The sequence below is a fragment of the Seonamhaeicola sp. genome (assembly GCF_028281565.1).
Lineage (GTDB): Bacteria > Bacteroidota > Bacteroidia > Flavobacteriales > Flavobacteriaceae > Seonamhaeicola.
In genome coordinates this window covers 72,409-89,985 of sequence record NZ_JANQJQ010000029.1, presented here as the reverse complement: position 1 = coordinate 89,985, position 17,577 = coordinate 72,409, and the positions used below count along the sequence as shown (strand labels likewise).

Here is a 17,577-nt window from a genome sequence, read left to right as displayed (position 1 = left end):
GTTATGAATTATTTATTGAGACTAATAATCTGTTCAATTTTACTAGGCTTTTTCTTTAGCTGTGTAAAAAAGGACGAAGGAAAACTACGTCTGATCGTTCTTACCGGAACTAATAACCACGATTGGAAAGCCACCACAAAACAATTAAAAACCATGTACAATGAATCGGGGCGATTTGAAGTACATGTAACCGAATCTCCGGATACTTTAGGCTATAATGATTTTAAAAAGTTTGATGTAGTTTTGAGTAACTGGAATCCATGGCCGGAGAACAAGGTGGATTGGCCCGATACAACAAAACAGGGTTTGATGAAATACATAGAAAGCGGAGGAGGCTTTGTATTGTTTCATGCGGCCAGTGCTGCCTTTTATGACTGGAAGGAGTTTCATGAGCTGATTGGTGGTACATGGTTCGGTAGGACCAGGCATGGAAAAATTACGGATCATGAGGTGATCATTGATGATAAAGACCACCCTATAACGAAAGGTCTAAGCAATTTCCGGATTAAAGATGAGCTTTGGGTAGAAATGAAGTTACAGGATTCAGTAAATATTTTGGCATCATCTTTCTCAAAAAAAGACAACAACGGAAGAGACATGATGGAACCTGTCATGTTCTGGAATCTTAAAGGAACCGGCAGATGCTTCTATAATGTTCTGGGACACAATGTGGAAGCTTTAGAAAATGAGCACTGGAAAAAAATCATGTTGAGAGGTACGGAATGGGCCGCCACAGGGAAGGTGTCAAATTTTTAACAAATACCATTTCCATAAAACAAAAAGAGGCTCTAAACGGAGCCTCTTTTTTATGAGTCACTATAGAGAATTAATTTTATTTCACAATAAGTTTGGTTAACATGGTTAGGTAATGGCCAGGGAAAGTACAAACAATCCAGTATTCACCCGGTTCATCAGGGGAGGTGAAATAAATGGTTTCGGAGTCTTCAGGGCCAACCGTGCCGGAATGGGCCAGTACTAAATCACTAAATGGGACATAGTTTAAATCCGGACCGTCAAGACCTAAGCCTAAAGCTTCCTGTCCAACCTTAAGCGCAATGTCTTTTCCTTGTTTACTTGTGATCACTACGTTGTGGATCATATCGTCATTGTTGTTAAGTGTAAACTCAATTTTACTATTTCGGCTAATCGTGATTTCTTCAACATCGTATTTTAAACCGGGAACGGTACCAATTGATATTTTTTCATCGGCGCCATCCTCTCCCCATTCATGTGGTATGGACGTAACGCGTTTAGGTTGCTCTACTTTTTTATCCGATTTTTTCATTTCCATCTGCATCGATCTCAACTCACCACCCGGCACTTCATTCAACGTATAATACGCTTTTTTATGTAATAATGTTTCGCCTGAAGTAGCCTTTAAACCAGGAATTTCCAATTGATGGATAAACCCTAACCGCATACCATGAACGACTAACTTCACTTTTAAGCCATCATCAGATACTTCTGCCTTATGAACCATGGCATTTTGTTGATCAATGATTGGGCTACCATAAGTTTTATGATATTTATAAGTAAAAGTGACCATTTTGTAGTTAGAAATATCTTCAGCCTGAGTTTTGTTGATGGGTTTAGTGAATTCCAGTTCAAAACCGTCATCAAGGGCTTTCATGGTTTTAATTTCAAATGGCGTTTTACCGGTCCAAACCAACCGCTGTAAACCGTACTCGTCTGTTCCGGTAGATGCCCAGCCTCTACTGGTCATACCAACAAACATACTATTATCACTACCCCAAACCATTCTTAATACACCGGAAGAGAAACCTTCCACAAAAGGGAATGCGGCACCTTGATAGACACCGTTTACCTTTTCCATATAAACGCGCATGATCTTACTATGCCCCTGGTCACCCACAAATTGTTGCCCGCTAAACGGACCAAACTTTCCGCCACTGGTATCATATAAAACATCGGAGGTAGAAATACCTAAAATAGTATGTGGGAACCAAATAGCCGGAGCTTTTAACTCCGGTACCTTTTCAGCATATTCGTATAAAGTTAAACCTGAATTATCTTCGATGTCCCCCGGTTTTAGTTTTAGAGGTGATTGCGGATCGTCAGACCATTTTAAACCGGCTGGATGTCCTCCAAAATCACCAACCTCTAAATGCGTCATTCTTCCTGATCCTACCCAGTCACCCTGGTTCTCGGTAAAGAAGTAGTCGCCTTCAGCATTAATGCCAAACCCCGCCGGTGAACGTAATCCGGTAGCAATTGGTGTCATTTTGCCTTCAGGTGTGATCTTTAACATCCACCCGCGCCATCTTACTGTGCTTTGGCCGCCGTTGGTCCAAGACAAATTTAAGGTGACTATCATATCTCCATTTTTATCAAATTTAGGTCCGTATGAGTAGTCGTGGTAGTTACCCGATAACGGCCATGAGAAAATAGTTTTGTATGTATCGGCTTCATCATCACCATCTTTATCTTCCAATCGGGTTAGCTCTCCACGTTGAGATAAATAAAAGGCGTTGTCTTTATAGGCTAAACCTAATGCTTCGTGCAGGCCATGAGCATATAATTTGAAATTAGGTGTTTTGCTATACGGATTTTCAACCAGCCAAACTTCCCCACGTCTTGTAGATACGCCTAGTTTGTCATCATCTGTTAAGGCTAAACCGCCTACTTCCAATTTGATGTCCTTTGGAATTTGGATATCTTCTATTTTATAGAACTCGGCTTCTTTTTCTACGATAGATTTTGATTGACCAAAAGCAATTTGACCAATACAAAAACATAAGATTACAAATGAAAGTTTTGTTATTCTTTGCATGATTAATTGTTTTTAGTTACCAGATTATACTATAGTTAATGGTGCTGTCACCTTTGGGGATTTCAACCAGTAATTCATCGTTACCGTCAATATTTCTAATAATGGGTTTTAAATCGTTTCCAGAGAAATCTATATAAAAACTTTCGTTATTAACAACATATGTGTTATTAGGTAAGGCTTTAATACTTTCACCATCGGCAAGTTTGTGCCAAAGGTTTTTGCTTTTGGAAACTGTAATCGATTTATTCAATTGACGAGAGCCTTCAGGTACTGAAAAGCTATTGGTTATAGTTGTTTTTCCAATTTGATATGAGAATGAAGGCATTCTTGAAGCATCCAGTTCATAACCCAATTGCTTGATGCCTTTATTTTCAACTAAGGGCATTGGCCATACGGCATTTTCATCTTCAAGCTTAGCAAACTCCAGATCACCATGCATTGATATTGAAAAACCAATAGGTTCTCCTAATTGCTTGTATCCTCTAGATAACCACATATGAGTGGTGTTTAAAAACGAACCATCCCATACTCTTAAAAGCGAACCCGTTGCCAGATTGTAGGAATAGTGAATGCCTTGGGGTGTGCCTACAGAAATACAATGGGTGTGTTTCTCATCTTCATGGTTTACAAAACTGCGCTGCATTACGGGTTTGTCTTCAGGTTCTACAATGATACCCTTAAGAGGGTCAAATACACCTTCCCCTTTTTTAACCCCTTCCTGAATGGAATATTTTTGCATATTGGGGCCTTCAACATGTAAACTAAAACCTCTAGCCCAGGGAGCATGTTGGTTATAAACAATCTTAAAAGGGATATCGCCCTGTTCTAAAGTGATGGTTTTTATATTGGCTTTATCCATGCCACCTCTTATATTCAAGAACTTTTTGTTGTTGAGATATAACTCTGAAATACCGTTTGCATGCCCATCGAACAAATATTTTCCGGTTTCAGGAACTGATAAAGTACCTGTATGAACCACCATTTTTTTGTCTCTGCTTTTGGTGACGTCCGTAAGAGTAAAACCATCAATTTTTTCTTCTTTTTCTTTAACGATGGTATCTAAATTAACAGGTAAATTTTTAACACTTTCATATGCTGTTCTTGTAATATTTGAAAGGACAAATTTATTGCCTTCGTATAATTTGTATTTGATGTTTTTAAAGGCCACCGGACCGTGATCTCCCTGGATCATTAACGGACCTCTTGGTTTTTCATCGGCATGGGTGCCTCCGCCTCGGGTAGGACCACTCAATTCTACATTTTCATGTATTAAAACACCGTTTAACCAAACTTCTTCAAACCAGGCATTTTTGGTTTTTTTACCGGATTCGTCAAATTTTGGGGCATGAAAAATGACTTTTAAATGTTGCCACAATCCCGGCGCTTTAGCAGCATTAACTCTTGGGGAATACCCCTCATAACCTTCTTTTCCTTTTTCAGCATCTTTATTCCAACGCTGATAAATACCTCCCATATCAACATACTTGGGTTTTTTAACGTTCCAGCTGTCAAATATTTGAACTTCATAACGTCCCTGAAAATAAAGGCCTGAGTTAGATTTTACGGGCACCATGACATCCAGTTCTAACTCGATGTCCCCATGCTCAAATGGGGTGAAAAGGTTTTTATTATTTCCCTTTTCCTGATCATTCTTATTTAACAAAATTCCGGTGCCCTCTTCAGTAAGGAATGTTTTTTCCTTGCTTCTGTCTGCTATGACATTGCCCACTACCGTCCAGTTGGCGCCTGTGGGCTTAAAAACCGAAAGGTCTTTGAGATTAACTTTGGTGAATGGTAAGTAATCAGGTGTTTTTTTCTTGACTTCTTTTTTTACTTGTGTTTTCTCAGGTTCTTTTTTATCCTTTTCACAGGACATAGTAAAGACGAGACAGAACACCAGTAAGACATACGAAACGTGTTTCATCGGTTTATAGTTTAGTTGTTTTAATTCTTGGTTAACAAATATCAAGACTTGTTAAATCTAAGGTTATTTATTTAAAAACGGGATAAAAAAGGAGGTGTTATTCTTCTTAAAAACACGGTCTAATATAGTATTGGTGTTTTTTTAACTCCTGTTTTTTAAGCAGGCCTGTTTAATTAATTAACCATTAGAGCTCTTGTGAATTATTCAAATATTTGACTTGCAGAAAACTAAGTGGTATAAATATTTAAACAAGATTCAAACGAAAAGCATACGAAGATGTGAAATTTAAGCGAAAATTTTGTACACAATTATTCACTGAAATATATTAAACACTCTAACTGCTTAAGGATTTTAGTTGTCAAAAATGTGATTCATAATAATTTTGCATACGTCCACCGCTTCAACCTGTTGATTTCCCGGTTCGCTATTTTCGCTCGTAATCAGCAACGGGTAATAGTCTTCTCCTATATTGGGGGTGCCATGAGAACCTTTTATTAATGTAGCATCAAGCGGAATAACGTCCAACATGGTTCGAAACCCAAGCTTCTTTTTCAATAGTTTAAAAGCTATTCTGAAGAGCATCATCTTCTTTTTGGGATCCGTAAAAAGCTCTACAGGATCATATCCCGGCTTTTTGTGAATATCTACATTTCTGGCAAAATCAGGAGCTTTTCTATCGTTCAGCCAATAGTAATACGTAAACCAATAGTCTTTTTTTGCTACCACGACCAAATCTCCGGATCTGTGGTGGTTTAAATGGTGTTTGGTTTGTCCTTCGGTATCTAAAACCAAATCAATTTCAGGGCAATTTTCAAGCAGTTTCTTTATACCCCCAAACTTGCTTTTATCATTTATGTAGACATGAGCCACCTGATGATCGGCCAGGGCAAATGCCTTGCTAATACCAGGATCAAGTATCTCTAAACCATTTTCCTCTCTGATCTTAATATAACCATGCTCTCTTAAAAGACGATTAATATGAAAAGGCGCCTTCACAAGATTGATGCCATATTCTGAAAGTAAAATGACTTTAACACCTTTGGATTCATAGAAACTGATGAGATCTTCGCAAACTGTATCCAGTTCCAGGAGATCTTTTAAAATAACGTCCTCGTCATTATACTTTTGCAAAACATAATCTAAGTGGGGAAGATAGATAAGCTGTAATGTAGGTTCATGCCAGTCATGAACTAATTTTGAAGCATCGGCAATCCATTTTGTAGACTTTATGGTTGTGTTTGGTCCCCAAAAGTTGAATAGCGGAAAAGTGCCTAATTTATCCTGAAGCCTATCACGTAATCCTTCAGGTTTTGAATAACAATCCGGTTTCTTTTGTCCATCTGCTCTATATTGAGGCCTTGGGGTTACATTAAAATCCGAATTAGAATACATATTGTACCACCAAAACATATTGGAACAGGTGAATTCCGGATTGATGGCCTTAGCCATGTCCCAAATTTTAGGGGATTCCACTAAATGATTTGATTGTCGCCATAACTTGACTTCGCACTCTTCTTTAAAATACCAGCCATTGCCAACAATGCCATGGTCTTTGGGCCACTTTCCGGTTAAGTAGGTGGATTGTACTGAACAGGTTACGGCCGGTAAAACAGGTTTGATTTTGGAAACCTGTTTCTTTTCAATCCATTGTGTTAAAAAGAGCTCTTTATGCTTTAATAAAGCACTGGATAAACCTACAATATTAATAACAACGGTTTGATTCATGCCCTGGTTTAGTTTGATAATTGATTGGTTAACCATTCCAATTCTCTGATTACGGAACTGGTTATGTCTGTTTGTAAATACTCCGGTAAGATAGACCAGGTATAAGTTTCAACCTCGAGATGTTGACTATAAGGATTGTCTTTCCAAAGTTTTAAGGCGTCGATAATCTCATCCTGGGTAGACTCAAGTACTTGAAAATCCGAAACGAAAATAGGTACATGAAAATGGGTTCTGATCTCTTTAAAATTAGCGCCATTCATAAGGTCTATACCTTCGGATAAGTCTGAAAAATGGACCAAACTGTCATCATCAAGTTTCACTACAGATTGATGTAAATAGACAGGTTCATCAAATTGACGTAGATAAGATTGTTGGGTACTAACGGATACCGTATCCGACTTTTTGCATTTTATAGCCGCACTAATTTGAACCTTTCCAATGTTGATGCCGGCATTTTGGAAATTGGAAATCACAAACTCAGGACGTTCATAAGCCAGGGCAAAATGGCATACATCGTAGCAAATTTGAATGTGGTCTAAAATGTGGGTTTTGGCAATTTCAGAACTACAGTTTAGGGCACTTTGAACTGTCGAAAGGCCTTCTTTTAGCAAGTGGTCGTTATAGAAATCAAGAACCTCCTTAGTGTTTTCAAGAAAGCCATCAGGTTCAGGTTCTAAATCAAGATGCAAAAGTTTGCCTGTTGTTTTTTTGATATCCACTAACTGTAAAACAACCTCCATAAGGGACTGACAGGCTTTTTGAGTGGTATTTTTTACTTCGTCCTGGGTATTAAACCAGTATTTATAAGATAACGGTGAAGTGGAGACACTCCCTTCCATATTTTCCGGAAGCAAATAAGCCAATATGGTCATAAGATCCCTGGTATAATTTACACGTTCTTTTGTAGTCCAATCGGGTGTGTGAACCTGGTCCTTTATAACCGTATTGTGAAATTCCCCATACGGGAACCCATTCATGGTAAAAACATACAAACCATTAGAGTCTAACCAGGTTTTAAAATTTGCAAGATTGTTGTCCTGCAACAGCACAGAAGCACTTTTTTGAGACAAACGCAAACCAATCCCAAAAGATTTGTTTGGGCTTAGTTGATCTTTAATCTTAGTGGTGTGATTTTTTAAATTGCCAAAGATTTCATCCCACGTTTCGCCGGGGTGGATGTTGGTGCAGTAGGTAAGATGCGCTTGATTCTCAATAGTCATTAGATCTCCGGTTTTTCATTGCTGTATTTGCTTATATAGTCTATTGAAGCCAAAACAAGGGCTTTATCCATTTCATGAACTTCAAATCCCGTGCCTAAAGCTTTGAGGAGCATAATGGTAAGTTTGCCTCCCAAATGCTCCCTGAATTCTTCCAGTCCGTTGATGATTTCACTACCCATTTCATTATAGGTAATATGAAAGCCTAAATTTATAATACAATCCAGGATGCGATTAAGTTCCGGTTTAGTTAAATAGCCTTTTAGATGGGAATAGGTACTGTCCAAGGCAATACCGGTAGCTACCGCCTCGCCATGGCGTATTTCATAATTAGATAATTGTTCCAGTTTATGCGCGGCCCAATGGCCAAAATCCAAAGGTCTTGATGACCCTTGTTCAAAAGCATCTCCGGAGTTTTGAATGTGCTTCATATGGAGGTCGGCACAGCGATAGATCAGTTCATTCATGGTGTCCTGATCTCTGGTGTTCAGCAATTCAATTTGACCTTCTATCCATTGAAAAAAATCACAATCTTTGATCAACGATACTTTTAAGGCTTCGGAAATGCCCGAACGCCAATCGCGGTCATGAAGAGTAGAAAGGAAGGTATCGTCATTGATTACGGCATAGGGAACCGCAAAACTTCCAACAAAGTTCTTTTTTCCAAAATAGTTGATCCCATTTTTAACGCCTATACCTGAATCATTCTGCGATAAAACGGTTGTTGGTATTCTAATGAGCCTCACGCCTCTGTGTGCTACGGCAGCAGCAAAACCCACAACATCAAGTACCGCGCCACCACCAATGGCAATAACATAAGAATGCCGATCTATGCCATGATCATTGATACTTTCTAAAATGGACTTAATATAAGACTGATCGTTTTTGGATTGTTCACCTCCCGGAATCTCTAAAATAGGCTTGCGCAATTCCAAATCATTGTCATGGTGTTTAAAATAGTCGGCAATGGCACTTTTTAAATAGGGATGAGCCCGGGTAACGCCTTGATCCGCGACTACGATGGCCTTGGTTCTTGTTCCTGCATGGCCTGAAAGCAAATCCACAAGAATAGCATTATCCGTTTCAAAAAGCTTACTTGTGAATATAAGATTAAAGTCAAATTTAACCTGAAAGGACTGTTTTATAATTTTGGTATAACTCATTATTAAGTAACCGGGAATTTTTTTGATAAAAATAATGAAATTGGAAGTAAGCACAGCACTAATACGGCCATTGTTATTGAGCTAAATCCCGCAACATAACTTGCGTTTAATGGAATGAGTGAAAGGACTCCAATCTTTACAGCTTTCATTATTAATTTTGGGTTGTTTTTTATAATGGCCTTTAACTTGGCAAAGGCATTGATCCCGTACCAGAACAATAAAAAGATAAAGGCGTTTTCAATAGAAAATGGAAAGTACTGAGATATGAGCCAGAATCCAACAATAATAGAGGCATCCAGTACCATAGCCAGCGCTATGGCCATTTTATTTTTGCCTTTGGTTTCTTTTTGGGCTGTTAGCGTTATGGCCGAAATAAAAAGAACGGGTAATATGCCTATTAAATAATAGTTAGGTTCCAGATCAGGTGCAATACTCATTCCTAAAATAAGATTGAGACCACGACAAAGCCCCATGTTTATTGGTCCAAAAAATGCGTGGTGTTTTCCATGTTTGTCGTATAGTAATGCAGAGCACATGGTAGCAAGGGCTATATATCCGCTAAATGCGGAAACACAAAAGGCAGCTATAATAGCCATGGCAAAAAGTGTTAACCCCAAATTTCTAGCTTGTCTTAAGCTGAGTTTTCCTGAAGGGATCACACGTTCCGGGCGGTTAATTTTGTCCTGTTCAATATCGAAAACATCATTAAAAACGATACCGCCTCCATACAACCCAACGGTAGCAATACATAATAACACGATTTGAAAAACAACCTCCTGATTAAGGACATCCAAAACTAAATACCCTGCAATGGCAATGCCTGCCAAGATATCCGCGATAGCCGTAATAATGTTTGCTGGTCGCGTAATGAGCAACATGGCAGACCACCTCATACTAATCTGTTTTAGCGCTTCCTTTAAAGCTGATTTCTTTAGGTGTCTGACCTCTTAATATGGTATTGCCTTCATGAAGATCGGCCTGGTTAACGATCGTATCCTTAATCCAGTCCGATTCATTAAACTGTCCGCTTTGTCCATATATGGTAAGAGCATTTTGATAGCAGGTGAGATGAATGTCTGCTTCAGAAACGCCTTTTTTTCGCATTAAGGCAGCTGTTTTCGGAACGGAAAGCGGGTCACTTACGCCCCAGTCTGCAGAGCTGTCAACAATAATTTTTTCCGAACCGTATTGTTGTACGATCGCTACCATACGCTTTTTGCTCATCTTTGTTTTAGGGTAAATAGTAAAAGCCGCCCAATATCCGCGATCGCGAACGTGTTTGACAGTTTCTTCATTATTGTGGTCAATAACCACCAGGCCAGGGTCTATACCGTGTTCATCAATGACATCCATGGTACGGATGGTACCATTTTTTTTATCGCGGTGCGGTGTGTGGATCATGACCGGTAAATCAAAATCCTTAGCTAATTCCAGTTGTTGCCTGAAATATTTGTCTTCGGCATCGGTTTGGTCGTCGTATCCTATTTCTCCGACGGCTACTACACCTTCTTTCGCTAAAAATTCAGGTAGAATTTCTATAACCTGTTCTGCTAAAGCTTCGTTATTGGCTTCTTTAGAATTCAAACCAATGGTACAATAATGTTTAATGCCAAACTGCGATGCTCTAAAGCGTTCCCAGCCTACAAGTGTACTAAAGTAGTCCTTAAAAGAACCTACATTCGTACGTGCTTGTCCGAACCAAAAAGCGGGCTCTATAACGGCTACAATGCCTGCGGCTCTCATATTTTCATAATCATCAGTGGTTCTGGAAACCATATGGATGTGTGGATCTATATAATTCATAATGTTTTTCTTTAAATAGTTTTACCAATGTTATCCCAAAATTCAGGAGAAACGGACGCGTCACTTTTGGCTAAAACCGCAGTAATGGCCTCTTTTTCTATCCCGTCAATCTGTCTTTTTGAAATTAACGCTATTATATCTTTACGGATGTATCCGTTGATCATACGCCAAATTTCAGGAGAGACCTGCCTGCCTGCTGCCCAGCGTTCTTTTACATAATCTTGAAGCATGTCTCCCAGCTTTTTGTTTTTACCTTCATCTACAAACTGAACGGTGTAGAGCTTCCGGTCCATAAAAAACGATTTTAAAATGAGCTGGTTCCATGCATCATCTTCCAAGTAGGTTTTAGGGTAGGGATTTCCGGAGGCTATGGCATCAAATACGTTCGCCATATTGGTACGAATGCCTTCTGCCACCTGAGGGTTAAAATGGGAAGCATTCCCGAGTAAATATAATCCTTTATAAAGAGCTATTTGTTCTCTCATTTCGGCTATTTCAAAGAATTCTATAAGGATATTTTGGTTAACTGAAGTGTCTAACGAAAGCATTAATAACACACGGGCCAGATCCTGTCTGGACCAGGCTGATTTACCGAAACCGGGATAAATGTCTTCTAAAGCGGTTAATTCCTCAGCACTCCAGGAGGGAATTTCCGTAGAAACAAAGCGGGAGGCCAAACTAAAAAAGACCTTAAACTTATGACTGGTATCAAGGTCAGAGACAATATTCATTTTAGACTGAACCCAGCTCAACTCTTTAGGAGTCAATTTTGATTCGGCCAATGCTATGAATGCTTCTTGTTTTTGATTAGAAATCATAAGCTGGTTTCTTTATTTTTTTAACTGATAAAGCACCCCTAATGCTGCTATCAGGAGTCCTAAAAATTCCCGAGATCCTTCTAAATAGGGTTTTTCATAAACCATTTCGCCAAAGATCTCTTCCTTGTTTTCGGTCTGTAAATAGTCTAAAAACAAAGAAAAGTGAAAGCCTGCATAGGCTAATAGTAAAACGGCTACCAGAAGCAAGGTGTATTTTGGAATAGTTCTGTAATTAGAATAAAGACAAATACCGGCTACTAAAGCATATACTAAAAACCAAATGATGCCATCCGGGTCATTTAACTGCACAATGGCAAATAAAATAAAGATGATGAATAAAACGATATTGGTTATTTTTCTGGATCTTTTCACGACTATTAAGTTCAATTTTGCTTACTACATTAGAATCATTTTTATCCTGCATAAAATAAGATTAAGGTAGTCTGATTTCAGGCTTAAGATAAACTCTATAAAATTAATGATTTTTTGAGAGTCCGGATATAGCTTAATGCATTAAATATGCACTAAGTAGTACTGCTAAAATAATAAAGCGGTACGGAAAAAATGTTCAATATTATTCACTGAAAATATTAAAACATTTTTTTGGGTTCTTATGGCAATTTGATGCCAATACTACAGGCTCCAACCTGCCCTGTAATGACGTCTTACAAATTGGTTAGCAGGTTCAAAATTGGTTATTTTCATGTTCTTACCATCCCAAAGTAATTTTTTTCTTCCGGGATAGTCAAAACGATTTCTGGCGTTCTTTTTTCTGATACCGTAGCTTCTGATGGCTAAATTACCCATAAGGATACTTTCGGTGAGCGGACCGGCAAAATCAAATGAAGAGGTTAGTTTTTTATGCTTCTTACTTCTATAACCTTCTTTACAAGCCTCCACCCAGGCAACTTGATGCCCGTTTTCCGGCAACGGGTCTTCTTTTTTCTTTTTCTCTTTAAAAGTTTGAACCTTGCCGTCGTTAAAATAAATTTTTGGTTCTCTGCCATAAACACCACAGGTCATGATGCCTTTTTCGCCAAACATCATAACACCATTGGCTGAATTACCGTCTCCTATAGGGTGATCGGCAGGAATCAAATCCGGGTGGAAGGGACGTAATCCACCATCGGTCCAGGTCATCTTTGTATCTACCGGGTTTTTCTTAGACGCTTTAAAAGTGAGTTGGGTTCTTGATGATGGCGGACAAGAATCCGGTAAATGTTCCGGAGTCCAGTCTCTGGTAAATACGGCACCAACGCTACTTTCAACCTCGGTTGGGTATCCTAACCCTAGTACACGGTAAGGTGGATCAATTAAATGACAACCCATATCTCCAAGGGCACCGGTGCCAAAATTCCACCAACCACGCCATTTAAACGGGTGGTATTGCGGATGATAATCTACCATTTCGGCAGGACCAATCCATGAATCCCAATCCAGTCCGTCCAATAAGGCCGGTCTATCGGTTTTTGCTCTGATGCCCTGCGGCCAAATAGGACGATTGGTCCAAACATCGACTTTATGTACATTGCCAATTTTTCCTTTGTCAAACCATTTGATCATTTGTGCCACACCGTCACCGGAAGCCCCTTGGTTTCCCATTTGGGTTACTACCTTATATTTTCTGGCGGCTTCAGTAAGCATTCTGGCTTCATAAATATTATGGGTCAGTGGCTTTTGAACATACACGTGTTTCCCCATTTTAATAGCAGCCATGGTAATGACAGCATGAGTGTGGTCTGGTGTAGAAACTGTGACCGCATCAAAGTCTTTTACTTCGTCAAATAACTTTCTGAAATCTTTGTATTTTCTGGCTTTCGGGAATTTTTTAAAAGCTTTTGAAGCACGATTCCAATCCACATCACAAATGGCTGTAATATTTGAAACCCCATTATTCCAGCTATTAACGGCATCTGAAAATCCTTTACCGCCACCACCGATAACGGCTATATTCAATTTGTCGCTGGGCGGGATATAACCCTGCCCTAGAACATGCCTGGGAACAATACTTATTCCGGTAGCAACGAGTGCCGTATTCTTAATAAAAGTTCGTCGGTTTGTTTTAGGCGATTCCATAAACGTTTGATTTTAAAAATTGGATGTTTCTCTATAAGCATTAATAACGGCCAGTTCGCCTTCTTTTCCCTGCATGGAATTGCCGTGTTCCATCCCTAATACACCATTAAAGCCTTTATCGTGAATATGCTTAAAGATATTTTTATAGTTGATTTCCCCTGTAGTAGGCTCTTTTCTTCCGGGATTATCACCAATTTGGAAATAGCCTATTTCATCCCAGGTAAGATCAATGTTTCTAATGATATGGCCTTCCGTTTTTTGAAGGTGATAGATGTCGAATAAAATTTTACAGGCCGGGCTATTGACGGCCTTGCAGATCATATAGGTTTGATCCGATCGTTGTAGATACAAATCAGGGGAGTCCGATAAAGGTTCTAAAACCATAGTCAATCCGTGGGGTTCTAAAATGTCTGCACCGCGTCTTAAGGCTTCAATAACATGGGCATCCTGAATACCGATGGGTAGTCTTCTCTGAAATGCGCCCGGAACTACAGTAAGCCATTTGGCATTGATCCGTTTAGCTACTTCCACGGCTTTTTTGCAACCGTTTAAAAAGATATCAAGATGTTCCTGTTTTCCGGCTGCTAAAGTGTTATTTAAATTGCCCCCTTTTTGAATCACAAAAACACCCATAGTCATGTTGCGTTTCGCCAAAGTGTCTCCTATTTTGGTTTGAAGCGCCACATCGCGCTTCATCATGCCATTATCTTCAAAAGCAGTAAACCCCTGATCTGCCATAAAATTAATCTGGTCAATAAGGTCATCACCTGCATGATGTTTGAACATTCCGAAATGGGGTGCAAATTTCATTTTAAATGTATCTGAAGAAAATGAAGTTTTGCTATCAGATTTTGCCATGGCATTGACTCCTGATACACCAAGGCCTGCTATGGAAGCCGCAGCAGCACTTTTTTTAATAAACGATCGTCTTTCCATGATTTAGGATTTTATAAAGTTGGTTTTACCGGGAGTTGGGATGGGGTAGTTTCCATGTTTATCACAAATTGTTGGAGTTAAACTGTCCCAGCTAAGTGTGTCTTCGTCCGGCACAATTTGATAATCAGAATTCATAGCTTGTTCCCAGGTAATTTGTTTTCCTGAATAGGTTGCCATTCTTCCTAAAATAGCAGTCATGGTACTGTTAGCCCCATAGTCACCGTTGTTAATATAATCTCTTTGACCTCTTATGGCCTGAAAGAGTTGGTCGTGTTCAATTTGATAGGGGCTGGGGTCATCTTCACCATTATGGTCATAAATAATGCTTCCATCCAGGGATTTTAGAGTGGCATAAACTTTTCCCTTAGTATTGGAAGTTCCTTTAGTCCCTTGAAAATTTTCTGCAACTCTGGTTAAGCAACCGCGTTGGTGTCTGCATTGACTGGAAACAATAGCACCGCCGGGGTATTCAAACTCCACAAAATGATGGTCGAAAATTTCACCGTGGTCCTTACCATTTCTTACCTGTCGGCCGCCCATGCCCTGAGCTCTAACAGGAAGTTCGCCAATAAACCAATTGGCAACATCAATGTTGTGAATATGCTGTTCTAAAATATGGTCGCCACACAACCAATTAAAATAATACCAGTTACGCATTTGGTATTCCATTTCAGTCCATTGTTCTTGCCTTGGTCTTACCCAAACACCGCCACTATTCCAATACACCTGTCCGGAAGTGATTTTTCCAATAGCGCCGTTTTTAATTTTTTCGTAAGCCGCCAAATAGCTTTTTTGATAACGCCTTTGAAGTCCAACAACAACATTTAATTGTTTTTCTTTAGCCATTTTAGCTGCTTTCAAAACTTTTTTTATCCCGACAACATCAGTCGCCACGGGTTTTTCCATAAACACGTGCTTCCCCTGGGAAATGGCATATTCAAAATGCTGGGGCCTGAACCCGGGAGGCGTGGCAAGAATAACAACATCAGCTTCGTCAATGGCTTTTTTATAGGAACCAAAACCCGAAAATTGTTTGGTTGGAGGCACGTCAATTTTTCCGGAATCGAAAATTTTTGAAAGATTGGTTAAAGATTTTTCCAGGTTATCTTTAAAGGCATCAGACATGGCAACCAATTTAACGTTATCATCAGCTTTGAGTGCCTGAACGGCTGCTCCAGTACCTCTACCACCACAGCCTACGACGGCCAGTTTTAACATTTTTTCTTTTTTTGAACCAGAGTTTGAAGCCATTAAAACCGACGGAGCCAGCAATACGCCTCCGGTAATTAATGATGATTCTTTTACGAAGCTGCGTCTTGATATTGATTTTTTTTCTTCCATAATGTTGTGTTTAAATTCCGAAATCTTCAATGGCATCCAGCCAATATTTTTTTATATCCTCTTCTGAAGGTTGCACTTTGGGCCTCACTATCCGAAAGCCTACAAAGGCTGCATCCGTATGCCACCAATTACTCTTTGGTATTTGGGGGTCACGTTGTTTCCAGTCTTGTTTGGAGCCTTGTCTTGAAGTACAGCATAATTTGTCGGCCGTATCTTTCCAGGAGCCACCTCTTAAAACCCGTGGATATAGTTCCGTAGGCATATTTATGGGATTCTTTTTTGGCGAATTTTTGTAGAAAGTAGGGCTATACTGGTCATACACCCATTCTGACACATTGCCCAAAAGGTCATGAATACCTAAAGTATTAGATTGCTTTTGTCCTGTCTTTTGATACTTCTCCTGGCTATTCTTATGGTACCAGGCAATGGCTTCCAGGTTATTTGTTTGGTCTGTTTGTCCTTTTTTGCAGGCATATTCCCATTCAGCCTCCGTAGGCAACCTGTAGAATATCCCGGTTTTTGAAGTTAACCATTTGCAGTACATAATGGCTGCATATTGGGTCATGTTTACTGCAGGCGATTTTCCTTTGCCCATATTGAAGCTCATATCAACATAAGGAGGCGTCGCGCCGGAAACGGCATCAATGCCCAAAGATTTCAGCTTGCTTTCTTCAATAAATTGTTCCGGGCCAAATTCGCCAAAAACGAAAGCGTCGTATTGCTCCCAGGTGATTTCTTGTTTTCCAATCCAGAAATCATCAATTGCTACTTCATGACTTGGCTTTTCGTCAGCTTTTCGTTTCGGATCATTGGTACCCATGGAAAAACTACCGCCTTTTACGGCAATCATTTCAAAAGAAAGTTCCGGGGTTTTTAATTCTTGAGTGTAATTTTTAAATGATTGCGCATTAATACTAAGTGTGGCAATTAGAAAAAAAAATATGGTGAATCTCAAATTTACCATGCTACATAACTTTTATAGTTCTAAGATCTCAATGTTTTTGAATTCAACCGGATGACTTTCACTTTGTAAAGAAATGTAGCCGCTTTTAAGTGGTTGGCCTTCTAATGATTTCCAGTACTCCATATTATGATTTATATTACCGCCACCATATTGCGGTTTATAATAACGTATGACTTCTTCGCCATTTATAAAATGTTTAATGATAGAGTCATTTCTCACTTCAACTTCAACATGTACCCATTGTTCACCATGATATGTTTTTGAAGCTGAGCTTATGCAATGCGCTGTTTTTAATTCGCCATCCATTTCAACATTCGTTCCGGGCGTACACAAATTGGCTGTAGTACGCTCATCAACGCCATTGCCACCTAGCAGCTGTACTTCAATGGATACGGGAAAGTTTTGATCTAAACCTATGTTATTAGGGTCTTCACAATGAAGCATAATGCCACTATTCCTATTAGCCCAATCTGCACCATCTGATAATTGATTTCCGGTGAAACGGTAATCCATTCTGAAGCGGTAATTTGAAAATGGCTTTTTGTAATAAATATGCCCGAAAGTATCATTAAAAGTATCCTTGTAGTTTTCATAGTTTACTTTCAGGGCACCATTTTCAACAATAAAGGTGTTGTTGTAATTATCACCTGCAGCATGTCCCTTGATTTTAATGATCCAATCGTTAAGGTCTTTGCCGTTAAAGAGCTTTACCCAGTTTTCTTTTGGTTCAACAGGGGTTTGTTTTTCTTTGTTTTTGCAACTGGCTAGCAAAGCAATGCAAAAAGCTAATAATACTAATTTTCGTGTCATATTTATTGT

At 39.2% G+C, this 17,577-nt stretch carries 15 protein-coding genes; 1 reads left to right on the top strand and 14 read right to left on the bottom strand.

What is annotated here, in order from left to right; all coding sequences use genetic code 11:
- The first annotated feature begins 3 nt into the window (after positions 1-3).
- Positions 4-756: a ThuA domain-containing protein gene (locus tag Q0983_RS13265; RefSeq protein WP_299554064.1), complete on the top strand. Its 753-nt coding sequence runs from the start codon at positions 4-6 to the stop codon at positions 754-756.
- A gap of 76 nt (positions 757-832) precedes the next feature.
- Here the strand turns inward: Q0983_RS13265 and Q0983_RS13260 are convergent, their stop codons facing one another.
- From Q0983_RS13260 to Q0983_RS13195, 14 genes are all read right to left on the bottom strand, one after another.
- A complete protein-coding gene (locus Q0983_RS13260; RefSeq protein ID WP_299554061.1) occupies positions 833-2,791 on the bottom strand; it encodes a plastocyanin/azurin family copper-binding protein in 1,959 nt (652 codons plus the stop codon).
- Between the two features lie 16 nt (positions 2,792-2,807).
- Positions 2,808-4,715, bottom strand: coding sequence for a family 16 glycoside hydrolase (locus Q0983_RS13255; protein ID WP_299554057.1), 1,908 nt, complete (start codon positions 4,713-4,715; stop codon positions 2,808-2,810).
- A gap of 351 nt (positions 4,716-5,066) precedes the next feature.
- On the bottom strand, positions 5,067-6,440 hold the full coding sequence (locus Q0983_RS13250) for a nucleotide pyrophosphatase/phosphodiesterase family protein (RefSeq protein WP_299554054.1): 1,374 nt from the start codon (positions 6,438-6,440) through the stop codon (positions 5,067-5,069).
- Between the two features lie 8 nt (positions 6,441-6,448).
- Positions 6,449-7,660 carry a metabolite traffic protein EboE gene (gene eboE / locus Q0983_RS13245; protein ID WP_299554051.1) on the bottom strand — a complete coding sequence of 404 codons (1,212 nt, stop codon included), beginning with the start codon at positions 7,658-7,660 and terminating at the stop codon, positions 6,449-6,451.
- Complete coding sequence (locus tag Q0983_RS13240) at positions 7,660-8,820, bottom strand: 3-dehydroquinate synthase (protein ID WP_299554049.1); 1,161 nt, start codon at positions 8,818-8,820, stop codon at positions 7,660-7,662. The genes eboE and Q0983_RS13240 overlap by 1 nt, the downstream gene beginning before the upstream one ends.
- 2 nt (positions 8,821-8,822) lie before the next feature.
- Complete coding sequence (gene eboC / locus Q0983_RS13235; RefSeq protein WP_299554046.1) at positions 8,823-9,713, bottom strand: UbiA-like protein EboC; 891 nt, start codon at positions 9,711-9,713, stop codon at positions 8,823-8,825.
- Position 9,714: 1 nt separating this feature from the next.
- Positions 9,715-10,623 carry a TatD family hydrolase gene (locus Q0983_RS13230; RefSeq protein WP_299554043.1) on the bottom strand — a complete coding sequence of 303 codons (909 nt, stop codon included), beginning with the start codon at positions 10,621-10,623 and terminating at the stop codon, positions 9,715-9,717.
- 11 nt (positions 10,624-10,634) lie between these two features.
- Positions 10,635-11,441 (bottom strand): EboA domain-containing protein, encoded by an 807-nt coding sequence (locus tag Q0983_RS13225; RefSeq protein WP_299554040.1) that lies wholly within the window; start codon positions 11,439-11,441, stop codon positions 10,635-10,637.
- A 12-nt stretch (positions 11,442-11,453) separates the two neighbouring features.
- The gene (locus Q0983_RS13220) at positions 11,454-11,813 is read right to left on the bottom strand and encodes a transmembrane 220 family protein (protein WP_299554037.1); all 360 of its coding nucleotides are present in this window, start codon (positions 11,811-11,813) and stop codon (positions 11,454-11,456) included.
- Between the two features lie 261 nt (positions 11,814-12,074).
- A complete protein-coding gene (locus Q0983_RS13215; protein ID WP_299554034.1) occupies positions 12,075-13,517 on the bottom strand; it encodes a Gfo/Idh/MocA family oxidoreductase in 1,443 nt (480 codons plus the stop codon).
- Between the two features lie 12 nt (positions 13,518-13,529).
- A complete protein-coding gene (locus Q0983_RS13210) occupies positions 13,530-14,453 on the bottom strand; it encodes a TIM barrel protein (RefSeq protein ID WP_299554030.1) in 924 nt (307 codons plus the stop codon).
- 3 nt (positions 14,454-14,456) lie between these two features.
- Entirely contained in the window at positions 14,457-15,794 is a 1,338-nt protein-coding gene (locus tag Q0983_RS13205) for a Gfo/Idh/MocA family oxidoreductase (protein WP_299554027.1), read from the bottom strand.
- 10 nt (positions 15,795-15,804) lie between these two features.
- The gene (locus tag Q0983_RS13200) at positions 15,805-16,758 is read right to left on the bottom strand and encodes an SUMF1/EgtB/PvdO family nonheme iron enzyme (RefSeq protein WP_299554024.1); all 954 of its coding nucleotides are present in this window, start codon (positions 16,756-16,758) and stop codon (positions 15,805-15,807) included.
- 12 nt (positions 16,759-16,770) lie between these two features.
- Entirely contained in the window at positions 16,771-17,568 is a 798-nt protein-coding gene (locus tag Q0983_RS13195) for a DUF1080 domain-containing protein (protein WP_299554022.1), read from the bottom strand.
- Positions 17,569-17,577 lie beyond the last annotated feature (9 nt).